This is a genomic window from Campylobacter concisus (assembly GCF_002913715.1).
In the GTDB taxonomy this organism is placed as follows: domain Bacteria; phylum Campylobacterota; class Campylobacteria; order Campylobacterales; family Campylobacteraceae; genus Campylobacter_A; species Campylobacter_A concisus_AG.
In genome coordinates this window covers 644,251-657,012 of the sequence record NZ_PPCE01000009.1, presented here as the reverse complement: position 1 = coordinate 657,012, position 12,762 = coordinate 644,251, and the positions used below count along the sequence as shown (strand labels likewise).

General features: G+C 35.9%; 16 protein-coding genes. 10 read left to right on the top strand and 6 right to left on the bottom strand.

The annotated features are described in order from the left end of the window. Nucleotides 1–284 precede the first annotated feature (284 nt). Nucleotides 285–1,625, top strand: coding sequence for a transcription termination factor Rho (rho, locus tag CYO92_RS07320; protein WP_021090510.1), 1,341 nt, complete (start codon nucleotides 285–287; stop codon nucleotides 1,623–1,625). Between the two features lie 130 nt (nucleotides 1,626–1,755). On the opposite strand, the gene CYO92_RS07315 is transcribed toward rho, so the two are convergent. Then, nucleotides 1,756–1,968 carry a transcriptional regulator gene (locus CYO92_RS07315; protein WP_002941953.1) on the bottom strand — a complete coding sequence of 71 codons (213 nt, stop codon included), beginning with the start codon at nucleotides 1,966–1,968 and terminating at the stop codon, nucleotides 1,756–1,758. 159 nt (nucleotides 1,969–2,127) lie between these two features. On the opposite strand from CYO92_RS07315, the gene CYO92_RS07310 reads away from it, so the two are divergent. Next, nucleotides 2,128–2,727: an outer membrane beta-barrel protein gene (locus CYO92_RS07310; protein ID WP_103589376.1), complete on the top strand. Its 600-nt coding sequence runs from the start codon at nucleotides 2,128–2,130 to the stop codon at nucleotides 2,725–2,727. 54 nt (nucleotides 2,728–2,781) lie between these two features. On the opposite strand, the gene CYO92_RS07305 is transcribed toward CYO92_RS07310, so the two are convergent. Continuing rightward, nucleotides 2,782–3,261, bottom strand: coding sequence for a GNAT family N-acetyltransferase (locus CYO92_RS07305; protein WP_103589377.1), 480 nt, complete (start codon nucleotides 3,259–3,261; stop codon nucleotides 2,782–2,784). Beyond that, the gene (gene nusA, locus CYO92_RS07300) at nucleotides 3,261–4,364 is read right to left on the bottom strand and encodes a transcription termination factor NusA (RefSeq protein ID WP_021090810.1); all 1,104 of its coding nucleotides are present in this window, start codon (nucleotides 4,362–4,364) and stop codon (nucleotides 3,261–3,263) included. The genes CYO92_RS07305 and nusA overlap by 1 nt, the downstream gene beginning before the upstream one ends. 172 nt (nucleotides 4,365–4,536) lie before the next feature. Here nusA and CYO92_RS07295 point away from each other — a divergent pair, with 172 nt between their 5' ends. The 8 genes from CYO92_RS07295 to CYO92_RS09690 all read left to right on the top strand — a co-directional run bounded on the left by CYO92_RS07295 (nucleotide 4,537) and on the right by CYO92_RS09690 (nucleotide 9,979). After that, nucleotides 4,537–4,779: an HP0268 family nuclease gene (locus CYO92_RS07295; RefSeq protein WP_002941786.1), complete on the top strand. Its 243-nt coding sequence runs from the start codon at nucleotides 4,537–4,539 to the stop codon at nucleotides 4,777–4,779. Next, nucleotides 4,779–6,080, top strand: a complete 1,302-nt coding sequence (miaB, locus tag CYO92_RS07290; protein WP_103589378.1) for a tRNA (N6-isopentenyl adenosine(37)-C2)-methylthiotransferase MiaB — start codon at nucleotides 4,779–4,781, stop codon at nucleotides 6,078–6,080. Before CYO92_RS07295 ends, miaB begins: the two co-directional genes overlap by 1 nt. Continuing rightward, on the top strand, nucleotides 6,061–6,840 hold the full coding sequence (locus tag CYO92_RS07285; RefSeq protein ID WP_103589379.1) for a lysophospholipid acyltransferase family protein: 780 nt from the start codon (nucleotides 6,061–6,063) through the stop codon (nucleotides 6,838–6,840). The genes miaB and CYO92_RS07285 overlap by 20 nt, the downstream gene beginning before the upstream one ends. Beyond that, nucleotides 6,830–7,276, top strand: a complete 447-nt coding sequence (locus CYO92_RS07280; RefSeq protein WP_103589492.1) for a hypothetical protein — start codon at nucleotides 6,830–6,832, stop codon at nucleotides 7,274–7,276. The genes CYO92_RS07285 and CYO92_RS07280 overlap by 11 nt, the downstream gene beginning before the upstream one ends. A 60-nt stretch (nucleotides 7,277–7,336) precedes the next feature. After that, complete coding sequence (locus tag CYO92_RS07275; protein WP_103589380.1) at nucleotides 7,337–8,341, top strand: hypothetical protein; 1,005 nt, start codon at nucleotides 7,337–7,339, stop codon at nucleotides 8,339–8,341. Then, a complete protein-coding gene (locus CYO92_RS07270) occupies nucleotides 8,338–8,859 on the top strand; it encodes a hypothetical protein (protein ID WP_087578750.1) in 522 nt (173 codons plus the stop codon). The genes CYO92_RS07275 and CYO92_RS07270 overlap by 4 nt, the downstream gene beginning before the upstream one ends. Beyond that, nucleotides 8,852–9,388: a hypothetical protein gene (locus tag CYO92_RS07265; protein WP_103589381.1), complete on the top strand. Its 537-nt coding sequence runs from the start codon at nucleotides 8,852–8,854 to the stop codon at nucleotides 9,386–9,388. Before CYO92_RS07270 ends, CYO92_RS07265 begins: the two co-directional genes overlap by 8 nt. A gap of 492 nt (nucleotides 9,389–9,880) precedes the next feature. Continuing rightward, entirely contained in the window at nucleotides 9,881–9,979 is a 99-nt protein-coding gene (locus tag CYO92_RS09690) for a hypothetical protein (protein ID WP_369406595.1), read from the top strand. A gap of 153 nt (nucleotides 9,980–10,132) precedes the next feature. Here CYO92_RS09690 and CYO92_RS07255 read toward each other — a convergent pair whose 3' ends face one another. The 3 genes from CYO92_RS07255 to CYO92_RS07245 are packed head-to-tail and all read right to left on the bottom strand — an operon-like array spanning nucleotide 10,133 to nucleotide 12,761. Further along, a complete protein-coding gene (locus CYO92_RS07255; RefSeq protein WP_103589382.1) occupies nucleotides 10,133–10,756 on the bottom strand; it encodes a tetratricopeptide repeat protein in 624 nt (207 codons plus the stop codon). Next, nucleotides 10,757–11,410 (bottom strand): tetratricopeptide repeat protein, encoded by a 654-nt coding sequence (locus tag CYO92_RS07250; RefSeq protein ID WP_103589383.1) that lies wholly within the window; start codon nucleotides 11,408–11,410, stop codon nucleotides 10,757–10,759. A gap of 10 nt (nucleotides 11,411–11,420) precedes the next feature. After that, a complete protein-coding gene (locus CYO92_RS07245) occupies nucleotides 11,421–12,761 on the bottom strand; it encodes a dihydrolipoyl dehydrogenase family protein (RefSeq protein ID WP_103589384.1) in 1,341 nt (446 codons plus the stop codon). Nucleotide 12,762: the final 1 nt, after the last annotated feature.

The window sequence follows — 12,762 nt, the reverse complement described above, 5'->3', positions numbered from 1 at the left end:
CTTTCTTTTATCTAAAATTTTTACCAATATTGTTGCATCGCATGCCTATTACGCACCATATAAATTTATGGTAGGCAAACTACAAAAATAGGCACAAATTTCTTCTTTTGTTATCGTTATAAAATGGCGAGATTATAGCAAATCAACCATTTTTGAGCAAAAATTTTATTTTATGCCATTTCTTGACAACAAAGTTTTATTTTTATAAAATGCCAAAACTTTCAAAAACTTCTTTTTGAAACCTAGAAATTCTGCAAAATTATCCCCACATTTAAAGAGGAAATATGGAAAATAACCAAACCGAGCAAAGTGCTGCTCAAAACACAAAAACTACAAAAAAACATCAAGCATCAAGAACACACATACCAGTAGACGGACACAAGATCGAAGAGCTAAGAACGCTTAGTTTAGATGAGCTAGTGCAGATCGCAAATAGCGTTGGTGTCGAAAATCCACGAGAATTTCGTAGGCAGGATTTGATATTTGAGATACTAAAAACCCAGACAAAACAAGGCGGCTTTATACTATTTACTGGAATTTTAGAGATCACAAACGAAGGTTATGGCTTTTTAAGGGCTGTTGATGCGAATTTAAGCGACAGTTCAAACGATGCATACGTCTCAAACTCACAGATCCGCAAATTTGCACTTCGCGTGGGCGACATCATCACCGGCCAAGTAAGAGAGCCAAAAGATCAAGAAAAATACTACGCTCTTTTAAAGATCGAAGCGGTAAACTACATGCCTCTAGCAGACGCAAAAGAGAGGCCACTCTTTGACAACCTAACCCCGCTTTTTCCAACTGAAAAGCTAAATTTAGAATATGATCCGATGAAGCTAACGGGCCGTGTACTTGACCTTTTCACGCCTATTGGTAAAGGTCAGCGTGGTCTAATCGTCGCACCTCCAAGAAGTGGTAAAACCGAGCTTATGAAAGAGTTAGCTCATGGCATCGCTAAAAATCATCCAGAAGCCCAGCTCATGGTGCTTTTGGTCGATGAGAGACCAGAAGAAGTTACCGATATGCAGCGCTGCGTAAAAGGTGAAGTTTTTAGCTCGACATTTGACCTTCCAGCGCTTAACCATGTCCGCGTAGCAGAGCTTGTCATCGAAAAGGCAAAACGTCTAGTTGAGATGGGCAAAGACGTCATTATATTGCTTGATAGCATAACCCGTCTAGCACGCGCCTACAACACAGTAACCCCACCAAGTGGCAAGGTACTAACTGGTGGCGTGGATGCAAACGCACTTCACAAGCCAAAACGTTTCTTTGGCGCTGCTAGAAACATCGAACATGGCGGCTCACTAACCATCATCGCAACCGCATTAATAGACACTGGCTCACGTATGGACGAAGTTATATTTGAAGAGTTTAAAGGCACTGGAAACAGCGAGATCGTGCTTGACCGCAATATCTCTGACCGCAGAATTTACCCAGCTATCAACGTTCTAAAATCAGGTACCAGAAAAGAAGAGCTACTTCAAAAACCTGATGAGCTTCAAAAAATTTGGGCTATCCGATCTGCGATCGCTACAATGGACGATGTCGAAGCGCTTAAATTCTTATACGCAAAAATGCTAAAAACAAAAGATAATAAAGAGCTTCTCTCTATCCTAAACGAGTAAATTTAAATGAGCTTGAAGCACTTGCTTTGAGCTCAAATTTCTTCACTTAAAATATCCAGCTAAAAATATCTTAGAAATTTTAAATTTTCTAGCTCTTGCAATTATAAAAGAATTTACGATTTTTAAACGATTATTTACTAAATTTTTCTATGTCTTGATTGATCAAATTTTCATATTCGCAAAGCTCATTACAAGTCTTTTTGCTCTGCTCTATAAGCTCATCAAATTTAAATCCAAGCATCACAATACGATAAAGGTTGGGCTTGTGTTTTCGCCAGTTGTAAAGCGTCGCGACATCAACGTCTAAATGATAAGCCATATCACGTTTTGTCATCTTAGCCACTTTACACTCCTTTTTTTGAGTGATTTTATAAATTTTATTCTGATAAGAAAACAATTGAATTATTTTATGTTTTTTATATATTTAATTGAATATTTAAACTTTATTTAATCCAATAAAATTTAGAATACCAGTCAAACATTTTTTAAATAAGAAGTAAAAATGAAAAATGTAGTCTTAAAAGTTGCTTTAGACTTAAGCCTAGCTAATGCCGCTGCTTTAGCACAAGGAGCGTTTATTGGAATCGAAGGAGATTGCTCTTTTAATTCAAAATTAACAGCAAAAAGCGACAATGGTAAATCAAAAGTCAAAAAGGCTCGACCAGGTATCGGACTAAAAGCTGGCTATGATTTTGATAGTTTTAAAGTATATGGAGCTTACATTTACGACTTTCAAGCAAAGAAATCACTTGGCGATGAAGGTGGTACAGTAATAAAATGGAGTACACACAAATTTCTAGTAGGCGCAGACTATACACCAGAATTGACAAAAGACATAAAGCTAGTTTTTGGTGGATACACTGGCTACTCAAAGCTTAAAATGGATGTATTTGACACTCATGATGGCTCGGAAAAAGCTAATAAAAATGGCTGGATACTAGGTGCAAGAATTGGTACAGAATACTCTATCAACGAAAATAATGCAGTTGAGTTTGGCGTAAAAGCTGATAGAACAAAATATAGCTCTATAGCAAAATATGATAATGCAAAAATAAAAGAGACAAATGTAGGTCTTTATTTGGGATATACATATAAATTTTAATCACCAGCAAGCTCAAATTTCAAAGCAAATTTGAGCTTTTTATTTAAAAACGAACTATAAATTTAAAAGTTTTTCTAAATTTTCACCGTCCAAGCGGTAGTTTCTCCATTCAAGAGATTGATTTGTAGCACCCATACTTTCATAAAATTTAATACTTGGCTCATTCCAGTTTAGGCAGCACCACTCAAGCCTTTTTAAATTTTCATCCTTGCAAATTTGAGCTAAAAATTTAAAAAATGCCTTGCCGATACCTTGATTTCTAAACTCTTTTTTGACGTAAATGTCCTCAAGATAGATCCCACCAAGCCCCAAAAATGTAGAAAATGTGTAAAAATAGATAGCATAGCCAATAGCCCTGCCCTCACTCTCGCAGATAAGGGCCTTTGCGTGATTTTTATTAAAGATAGAGTCTGCAAAAATTTCATTTGTAAAGGCGACTTGATCGCTCAAATTCTCATAGCTAGCAAGCTCTCTTACAAGCTCGCAGATCACATCTATATCGTCAATAGTCGCTTTTCTTATTTGAAATTTCATTAGTTATCACCAAAAAGTGCTTTTAAGTCTTTGATTGGCTCATTGTTTTCTGCATTACTACTAGTTTTTGAGCCAAGTTCATTTAGCTCGATCTCATAGCCAGTTAGCATGCTTGCCAGGCGGATATTTATGCCATTTTTACCGATCGCCTTACTCTTTTGTTCGCTTGCAAGCGTTACGATTGCCTTATTTTCTTCGATCTTTACAGATGTGATGATCGCAGGTGCCATAGCGCGAGCTACCAAGATCGCTGGCTCGGTAGTGTATTCGATCGCATCGATGCTCTCACCGTGAAGCTCTTTACTTACTGCATTTATCCTAACCCCCTTTGTGCCGACCGTTGCGCCGACTGGATCGATGTTTGGAGTGGTTGAGATGAGCGCTACTTTAGCTCTTTCACCAGGAATTCTCGCACTTCCTTGGATGATGATGCCACCATCTTTTATCTCAGGCACCTCTGAAGTTAGCAGTGCTTCAAGAAATTTTGGCGAAGTCCTTGAAAGTTCGACCTTTATGCCTAAATTTTTATCTGTAAAAACTTTTCTAATGACTGCTTTTACCACGTCGCCTACTTTAAATTTCTCGCCTTTTATGCGGTTTTTGCGTGGCAAGATGGCACGAAGCTCGTCTATCTCGATAAATGTGTTTTCGTCATTATCGACTCTAACAACTGGTCCAAAGACCATGTGGCCGCTCATCTCATTATATTTTTGTAAAATTTTCTCTTCTACTAGGCGCTGAATGTGATACTCAAGCTCTTTGTGAAGCGTTTGAGCCGCGGTTCTGCCAAGGTTATCAAGGCTTAGCTCATATGTGAGCTCATCTCCGATCTCTACGCCACTATCTATCTTTTTAGCCTCTTTTAAACTTAAAAAGTGCTCATTATCCTCTTCAAGCCTCTCATCGTCGTTTGCTACGATTGAAATTTTTTGATAAAGCTTTAAATTTTTATTTGCATCAATACTCACGTCATACTCATAATTTTCGCCATAAACTCTTTTTGCAGTGTTTATCAAAGCTCTTATAACGCGCTCTTTTACATCTTCTATCTCTAAATTTTTCTCATTTGCAATTGACTCGATGATATCTGAAATTCTTTCCATTTTTTCTCCATTGTAACGATAAATTTCGGGGATTTTTCGTGAAGTTTTGAAATTATACATAAGCCATACTTTTAATAACTTTAAGCTTATTATTAACTTTTATTTAATCCTTTTTTTATGATGTTTTGGATATATTGACCGATTAAAATTTAAGATTTTGAAAGGATTAAAAATGGAGCTAAAACTTGCAAGAGCTGAATTAGACGCAAAACCAAAAACGATTTCACTAGAAAAAATAGAGGCAGCTGTCGAAAAAGAGGGTCAGAAAATTTTCTATTTTGATAAAGAAAATACACACAAACAACTAATCGCCTTAGTCGAGCATTTTGAAGAAAAAGGGCTAAGCGTCTATCACAGAACCGTAAAATACGGACTTGATGATAGCGACTACATGTATGAAGTGCATATACTTTAATGAGTAAAAAACTCTTTATCCAAACTCTAGGCTGTGCTATGAATGTTCGTGACAGCGAGCATATCATAGCTGAGCTCTCACAAAAAGAAGACTACTCCTTAACACAAAACATCGAAGAAGCTGATTTAATCCTTATAAATACCTGCTCAGTTCGTGAAAAGCCAGTCCATAAGCTCTTTAGCGAGGTTGGAGCCTTTGAAAAAGCCAAAAAAAGAGGCGCAAAGATAGGCGTTTGTGGCTGCACTGCAAGCCATTTGGGTAGTGAAATTTTCAAGCGCGCACCTTATGTTGATTTTGTCCTTGGTGCAAGAAATGTCAGCAAGATCACAAAAGCTGTAAATACGCCTAAATTTATCTCAACCGACATCAACCACGACGAGAGCGAATACGCATTTGGCGAATTTAGAGGCTCGCCATACAAAAGCCACATCAATATCTCGATCGGCTGCGATAAAAAATGCACCTACTGCATCGTCCCACATACTAGAGGCGATGAAATTTCCATCCCTTCAAGCCTCATCCTAAAAGAGGTAGAAAAGGCCGCAAAAAGCGGCGCAAAAGAGATATTTTTACTAGGGCAAAATGTCAATAACTACGGAAAAAGATTTTCAGGCGCGCAAGAAAATATCGATTTTAGCGACCTATTAGTAAAGATAAGCGAGATAGAGGGCGTTGAGAGGATAAGATTTACAAGCCCGCACCCACTTCACATGGATGATAAATTTCTTGAAATTTTCACAAATAACCCAAAAATTTGCAAGTCTATGCACATGCCACTTCAAAGCGGAAACACCAAAGTTTTGCGCGAGATGAAGCGCGGATACACAAAAGAGTGGTTTTTAGACCGCGCCCTAAGACTTAGAAAGATGTGCCCAGATGTTAGCATCTCAACTGATATCATCGTCGCATTTCCTGGCGAAAGTGATAGCGAGTTTGAAGACACGATGGACGTGCTTGAGCAAGTTAGATTTGAGCAAATTTTTAGCTTTAAGTATTCGCCTCGTCCGCTTACAAAGGCAGCTACTTTCACAAATCAAATAGATGATAAAACCGCTTCAGCAAGGCTTACTCGCCTACAAAATCGCCACAATGAAATTTTAGACGAGATCGTGGCGGCACAAAAAGATAAAATTTTTGATGTATATTTTGAAGAGCTAAGGGCAAACGGCGGCGTTGCTGGGCGAAGCTTTAATAACTTTTTAGTTCAAGTTGATGGAAGCGAAGAGCTTCTTGGCACTACACAAAAAATCAAGATCACAAACCCAAAACGAATGGTTTTGTATGGCGAGCTGCAAATTTAAAAACGTCTTTGAAAAGGTTGCCCTAAGCATTGGCGTCTTTTTCATCTATATTTTAATGTGGCTCATTTTTCTAACCTGCAAAAAGAGCTACACTCCAAATTTCTTACCGCAAAATGGCTGCGTCGTCGTCTTTTGGCATGGCAGACTTAGCTTTATGAGCTTTGCTTACAGACGCTGGTGGAGCAGTCAAAACAGAAAACAAGGCAAGGTGATAATAAGCGACCACAAAGATGGCGAGCTCATCACCAGAATAATCAAATTTTTTGGCATCGGTACCATTAGAGGCAGTAGCTCAAAAGGCGGTGCAAGGGCGCTTATAGAAGCTCTAAGAGAGATAAAGCAAGGTCACGACGTCATCATCACGCCAGATGGTCCAAGAGGGCCAAGACATAGCGTAGCAGACGGAGCAGTAGTGATCGCGCAAAAGTCATCTTGTGAAATTTATGCTCTAAATTTTGAAGCAAGCTCGTTTTGGGAGTTTAAAAGCTGGGATAAGATGATACTTCCAAAGCCATTTTCAACTATAAATTTTAGCCTCTCAGCCCCATTTAGCGTGGCAAATTTAGAGCAAAAAGAGGCAAAAGAAAAGATACAAAATGAGCTTTGGCAAGCCTCACAAAATGATGGAGGCAAGAGCGCAAAGCAAAACAAAGAGGACTTTAGGTCAAATTTAAAAATTTGGTGGAAAAAATATGCGCATAAAAATCCGCAAATAAGAGACGAGATAAAAGAAATTTTGGATGAAATTTATGAAAAATAAACTATCTATTTTTATAGCCATCTTTCTAATTGTTTTATTTGGACTATTTTTTTATAGCGACAACTCCTACAAGCTCGCCCTTGAAGCAAAATTTTTATACGAAAACAAAGAATACGAAAAGGCCTTGAATTTAAGCCAAAAAGCCCTTGATATAGATATTTATAACAAAATGGCAAATACTGTGCTAAATCAAAGCAAGGCTGCTATCAAATTTAGCTCATACATAAAAAATGGCAAAGAGTATCTTGAGCGTATCAAAAAAATGAGCCAAAGTAGCGTCAGCAAGGCTGATAGTGAACGCATTAAGATGATGTGTGATGTGATGATAGATGGTTTTGACGACCTTAAAAACTTGGCCTTACTTGATAGTGAACTAAAAAATGAAGCTTTAAATACAAAAGAGATTTTCGTTAAACTTAAAAACGAGCTGTTTTAAACTTATTTAATCCCTTTTTAGCTACCATAACGAAAATTATGCACTAAATTTAGGAGATTTATGTCTTTTAGCGTTAAAAAGCTTTTTTCTAACCTTTTTTTAAGCGTCGTGTTGGAGGGCAATGAGTGCATATTCTTCGGTCAGGTCTTTAGAAATGGCAAACTTTTAAAAACCATAAACGCTAAATTTACAGATATAAATATCGATAGTATCGATGAAAAAATCATAAAATACATAGAAGAACAAGAAAAAGCATATTTTGGTGTATATGTTTCAGTTTTTTTTAATGATGACTCGCAAGGCGCGCTTCCTAGTGTTAGCTTCGATGAATACAAAAAATTTAATATAAATACTAAAAATCTTACAAGCCTTATCATTCAGGATAGCTGGAGTATTTATGCAAATTTAAATGCTATAAAAAAATATAAAAATTTATTTGGGCAAGATAGTGTAGATCTCATCTACTCACCTATCGCCCTACTCTTTCACGAGCTTTTAAAACGCGGAATTTCTCCAAAAACTACACTTTATCTTTATATCCATGCACACTCGTTTACACTTGCAATTTTTAAAGATAAACAAATGAAATTATCCACTTTTTTAAATATGGCTGGTATTGAGGAAACTAATCAGGAAGCTGAAAGCCTAAAAGAAGAAGATATAACAGATATTGACAACTTAATCATTAAAGAAGAAAATGACGCAACATCTCTTGATGATTTTAAAAGTTTAGATGATTTTTTAAGTGATGATAAGCCAAAAGAATTTGAAGATCTAAACTATGAACTAAATATGCCAGTTTCTACAAATGTAGAAAAATCGGTTGCTATTTTTGGGTATGACATGAAGATGTTTGATTACATCGTAAAGGCTGTAAAAGAATTTTACGAAAATCCTCTCTACGGCGGCGATTTTATTGAACAAATAATTGTTTTTGAAAACACAAAAACAAGTGCAACCTTTTTACAATATCTGCAATCCGAGCTTTTAGTGGAGACTTCAGTGTATCCAGTGAATACAAATCATATTATGAATGAAATCATGCAAGAAGAGATAATATTATGAGATTTAGCTTTATTGCTCCGGAACCAAGACCACTTATATCTATCTTTAGCAAAATTTGGCTAAGCCTTATAAGCTTTGTTTTTGTAGCTCTTTTGGCAACAAATTTTTTTATACTCTATAAAAATTATTCAATCGAAAAAAATATAAATTTTTTATCAAATGAGCAAAAAGAACTTAGTCAAAAAATAGTCACAACAGATGAAATTTCATCTAAACTAGCTGTACAAATAGAATCTGCAAATGATATTTTCACTTCAAATTCTATTCTCAAGCAAAGCTTGCACAATCTTTTTGATCTAGTGCCTGATAGTATAACGCTTGAAGAGGTTTTTATGGATAAAAACTCGCTCATCATTCGCGGTATAACGCCGACAAAAGATGTATTTAATCAGCTTCTAGCTTCACCTTTAAGATCTATTTTTACGACTTCAAATACTAGCTTTTATCAAAGTAAAAACGGCTGGTACGGCTTTATAAGCACAAATAAAATTGATAATTCTGAGGGATATAATGAGTAAAAAAGATACGAGCTTAGAAAAAATAGATCCCGTCAAGCTTTTACTTTTTATATTTACTTTTATCGTAGTTTGTTTCATTATGATATTTGGCTTTATCGTACCAAATATAAAAGAATTTAAAAGCCTAACTAGACAAAATTATTCACAGACCTCATCTTATACAAAAGTAAAAAATGAATTTGAAGCCAAATTTAAAAACCTTGAAGCAACTAAACAAAAAGATGGAGCTATCATTTCAGCTTTTGAGGCTAAATTTGATAAAGATAAATTTATAGAATTTGCCTCTAAATTTTTCAGTGAAGTAAGCCTTAGTAAAATAGAAGAAAGTGATAATAACGCTAGTGAGAAATTTTTTAGATTTCGCCTAAATGTAACTAGCTCCCTAAGGACACCACAAAAATTTTATGACTTTTTAGATGCGCTTAGCAGCTATGACAGTATCATAAAGACCGAATTTCCTATCGTCATGAAAGGCGAAAAGGATAAAATCCATACTACTTTTAATATAAAAGTTTTTGGGTTGAAGTGAATTTTTAGATTTTATTTAAAAAAGCTACAGATATATAATATTTCTCTCAAGTCCTTAGTTACAGAAATCATATTTTTATAGACATAAATTTATGTATTTCATCGGTATTGATATAAGCTCAACATCTACAAAAGTAGCAATACTAGATAATCAAGATAATTTTTGTGATCTATTTTTTTGTTATCAAGTAGTTTTAGTGCCATAAAAATAGTACACGATATAAAAGAAATTTTAGAACAAAAAAGGCTATCAATATGCTTCAATCGTAGCTACTGGATATAGAAGAGCAAGTGTAGAAGCGGATGTAGTAGTTTTTGAAAACCGTACAGGAACTAAAAATTTAAAAATAATATGAGTACACAAGGCGACCTTGTAGAAAATATCGCCAAACGTTACATAAAGACGCCTCTCTTCAGTAATGTACAAAAACGACGCAATATCTGATGCTATTAAAAATTTGTAGATGAATATAAAGCAGATGGTGCAACAGATATCGTTTTAAGTGGCTGTCACACTTATACAATAGAAACAAACAAGATAAAAGAAGCTAGCAAAGAAGCTGGTGCAAGCTATATGAGCATTGAGGACTGACTACCCCCCCCAAAAAAAACAAGATGTTGTCCGGATTTGCATACATTTGAAGGCATTTTTAGAATTTCTCGAATAAAACATCAAATTTTAAAAGACTCAAGAAGAGCCTTTGTTGATTTATTACGAATTTTTAGAACAGTATTTTGACTAGTATTACTTTTTATCCACACATTTGCCAAGTTGGCAGGCTCTTTTGTAAAGTGCGTCTGCCTTTGCTTCATTGCCGCTTAGCTTTGCAAGCAAAAAGCACGACTGAGCATACTCAAGTTCGCAACTCTTTGCCAAAAGCTTTAAAACTCTAGCCTCAGCCTTGTTTCTATCTATCTTATGAGTTTTTAAATTTTCGCTTTCGATGTAAGACTTTAGCCCCATTGCCTCGTTGTAGCAGCCAACGCCATCGCCGCTATCACAAGCTAGTTTATAAAGCTTTAGAGCTTTTTGGATATCTTTTTGCTCATCAATAAGCCCTTGCTCATAAATTTGACCTAAATTTGAACAAGCCGTCGCAAGCCCAGCATTACAAGCTTTTTCGTAGTAGCCTTTTGCCTTTACAAAGTCTTTTTCATTACTAAAATTTACAGCTAAATTGTTGCAGTCGATGCTATTTCCACCCTCACAGTTTTGCATCATCTTCTCTTTTTCAAGCTCAATACGCTCTGCTCTAGCCTCTTCATCACTTTGCCAAAAACCAAAGCTCACCATCTTTTGCCACGACCAGCAACCACTAAGCATAAAGCCCATAGCCAAAATAAGACTAAAATTTAAGACCTTTTTCACTTATATTCCCAGCTTTGTACCTAGTCTTTTCATCTGCGGGCATGCCTTACTTAGCCCACGAAAGCAAGCGACTTTATAAATTCCATAAGCCCTTTTTTCGTCTTTATTGACACCAAGACCAAGCTCGTACATCGCTCCGATATTGGCACAACTTGGCAAATCGCCAGCATTGCATGCATTTGTATAAGCTTGCATTGCTAAGTAATAATCTCTCTTAACGATCTCACCTTTTCTATAAGCATTACCTAAGTGATAGCAAGCTTGCATGCCTCCGCCATTGCAACTTTCTTTATAAATTGAAATTGCCTTTTTTGGATTTTTTTTAACTCCGAGTCCAAGCTCATAAAGAGTGCCCAAATTTGCACAACCGACTTGTACTTTAGCATCGCAAGCTTTTTTATAATTTGTTAAAGCATTTTCATATTCTTTTAAAAGCTCATAATTTACACCCAAATCATTGCAAGCTTCAGCATCGCCTTCTTCGCATTTTGGTATTAAAATTTCGATCGCATTTCTTGAAATTTGCTCTTTATTTTGCACTATTTTTTCATCCTTTGGTTGCTGCCACGAATCATCTTGTTTTTGTCCTACACCAATCACGTTTAAGCAGCCAGTAAAAAATAAAGCCGATAAAAGCAATAAATATTTTTTCATTCTTTTCCTTTTAAAATTGTCCAAATAAGTCATTTAGTGCTTCACTGATACTTGGATGAGTGAAAATTTGATTTTTAAAGAAATTTGCATTTGCTTTTAAATTCATCGCAATTGCGATTTCATTTATCAGCTCATTTGCATAGATGCAGTGAAAGCTAGCTCCTAAAATTTCACCACTTTGCGCGTCAACGATAGCTTTTAGCATGCCTACATCGTGATTTAGTACTTTTGCACCTGGTACTGTTGCCATGCTAAGCTTTAGCTCTTTAAAATTTAGCCCAAATTTACTAGCCTCTTTTGCATTTACTCCAACTCTTGCTAGCGGAGTATCAGTAAATAGCACATTTGCGTGAATGCTTCTATTTTTAGTATTTCTCTTTTTATCACCAAAAATTTGTGAATAAACTATCCTAAAATCATCCAAGCTCGTATAAGTAAAAAGCTCTCCGCCGCGCACGTCGCCTACCGCATAGACGTTTGGCACATTTGTTTGAAGATTTTCATTTGTCTTGATAAAGCCTTTTTCATTTAGCTCAACTCCAGCAGCTTTTAAATTTAAATCATCTACATTTGCTACTCTACCAAGCGCGATCAAAAATGCATCAGCTCTAAGGCATCTTTGCTCACCATTTTGCTTGAAATTTAATATATTTTCTTTAATGCACTCTATCTCGCAACCCTCTAAAATTTCAACACCTTGGACTCTAAGAGCTTCTTTTACGCTATTGGCTATATCATCATCTTCGTTTTTAAGTAGTTTTGAACGTCCTACGATAGTCACTTTTGAGCCAAAATTTGCAAACATTGATGCAAACTCTATACCGATAAAACCGCTACCGATAATGACAAAATGCTTTGGTAAATTTTTTAGATCAAGCAAAGTTTGGCTTGAAAATACATTTGAGCTTACAACTTCAAAAGGAGTATCTGCCTCTTTTGAGCCACTATTGATGATGATAAAATCGCCCTCTATTATCTTTTTCTCACCACTTGGCGTTGTTACAAGTACGCTATTTTCACTAGCAAATGAGCCAACACCGTCGATCACATCGATATTTTCTTTATCATTTAGCATTGCGTAGTTTTTAGCATTCAAAGCTGAAATTAGTTTATTTTTATTTTCCACACTAAGCGTGTAATATTCGCTTTCAACGCTATTATTTACAAATTTTGCCTCTTTAGCGGCTGTTATTAGACGTTTGGTTGGTATGCAGCCAACATTTATGCAAGTGCCTCCATACATCTTTGGCGATCTCTCTACAAGAGCCACTTTTTTGCCAAGTGCGGCAGCTTTAACCGCTAGCGTTTTGCCAGCTTTTCCAAAACCAATAATTACAATATCATATTTCATT

Bases quoted from the DNA above. Each gene is read 5' to 3' on its own strand.
- CYO92_RS07275 (WP_103589380.1), top strand. From the start codon at position 7,337: ATGTCTTTTAGCGTTAAAAAGCTTTTTTCTAACCTTTTTTTAAGCGTC.
- nusA (WP_021090810.1), bottom strand. From the start codon at position 4,364: ATGGAAAGAATTTCAGATATCATCGAGTCAATTGCAAATGAGAAAAAT.
- CYO92_RS07305 (WP_103589377.1), bottom strand. From the start codon at position 3,261: ATGAAATTTCAAATAAGAAAAGCGACTATTGACGATATAGATGTGATC.
- miaB (WP_103589378.1), top strand. From the start codon at position 4,779: ATGAGTAAAAAACTCTTTATCCAAACTCTAGGCTGTGCTATGAATGTT.
- CYO92_RS07310 (WP_103589376.1), top strand. From the start codon at position 2,128: ATGAAAAATGTAGTCTTAAAAGTTGCTTTAGACTTAAGCCTAGCTAAT.
- CYO92_RS07265 (WP_103589381.1), top strand. From the start codon at position 8,852: ATGAGTAAAAAAGATACGAGCTTAGAAAAAATAGATCCCGTCAAGCTT.
- CYO92_RS07245 (WP_103589384.1), bottom strand. From the start codon at position 12,761: ATGAAATATGATATTGTAATTATTGGTTTTGGAAAAGCTGGCAAAACG.
- CYO92_RS07270 (WP_087578750.1), top strand. From the start codon at position 8,338: ATGAGATTTAGCTTTATTGCTCCGGAACCAAGACCACTTATATCTATC.
- CYO92_RS07285 (WP_103589379.1), top strand. From the start codon at position 6,061: ATGGCGAGCTGCAAATTTAAAAACGTCTTTGAAAAGGTTGCCCTAAGC.
- CYO92_RS07280 (WP_103589492.1), top strand. From the start codon at position 6,830: ATGAAAAATAAACTATCTATTTTTATAGCCATCTTTCTAATTGTTTTA.
- rho (WP_021090510.1), top strand. From the start codon at position 285: ATGGAAAATAACCAAACCGAGCAAAGTGCTGCTCAAAACACAAAAACT.
- CYO92_RS07250 (WP_103589383.1), bottom strand. From the start codon at position 11,410: ATGAAAAAATATTTATTGCTTTTATCGGCTTTATTTTTTACTGGCTGC.
- CYO92_RS07295 (WP_002941786.1), top strand. From the start codon at position 4,537: ATGGAGCTAAAACTTGCAAGAGCTGAATTAGACGCAAAACCAAAAACG.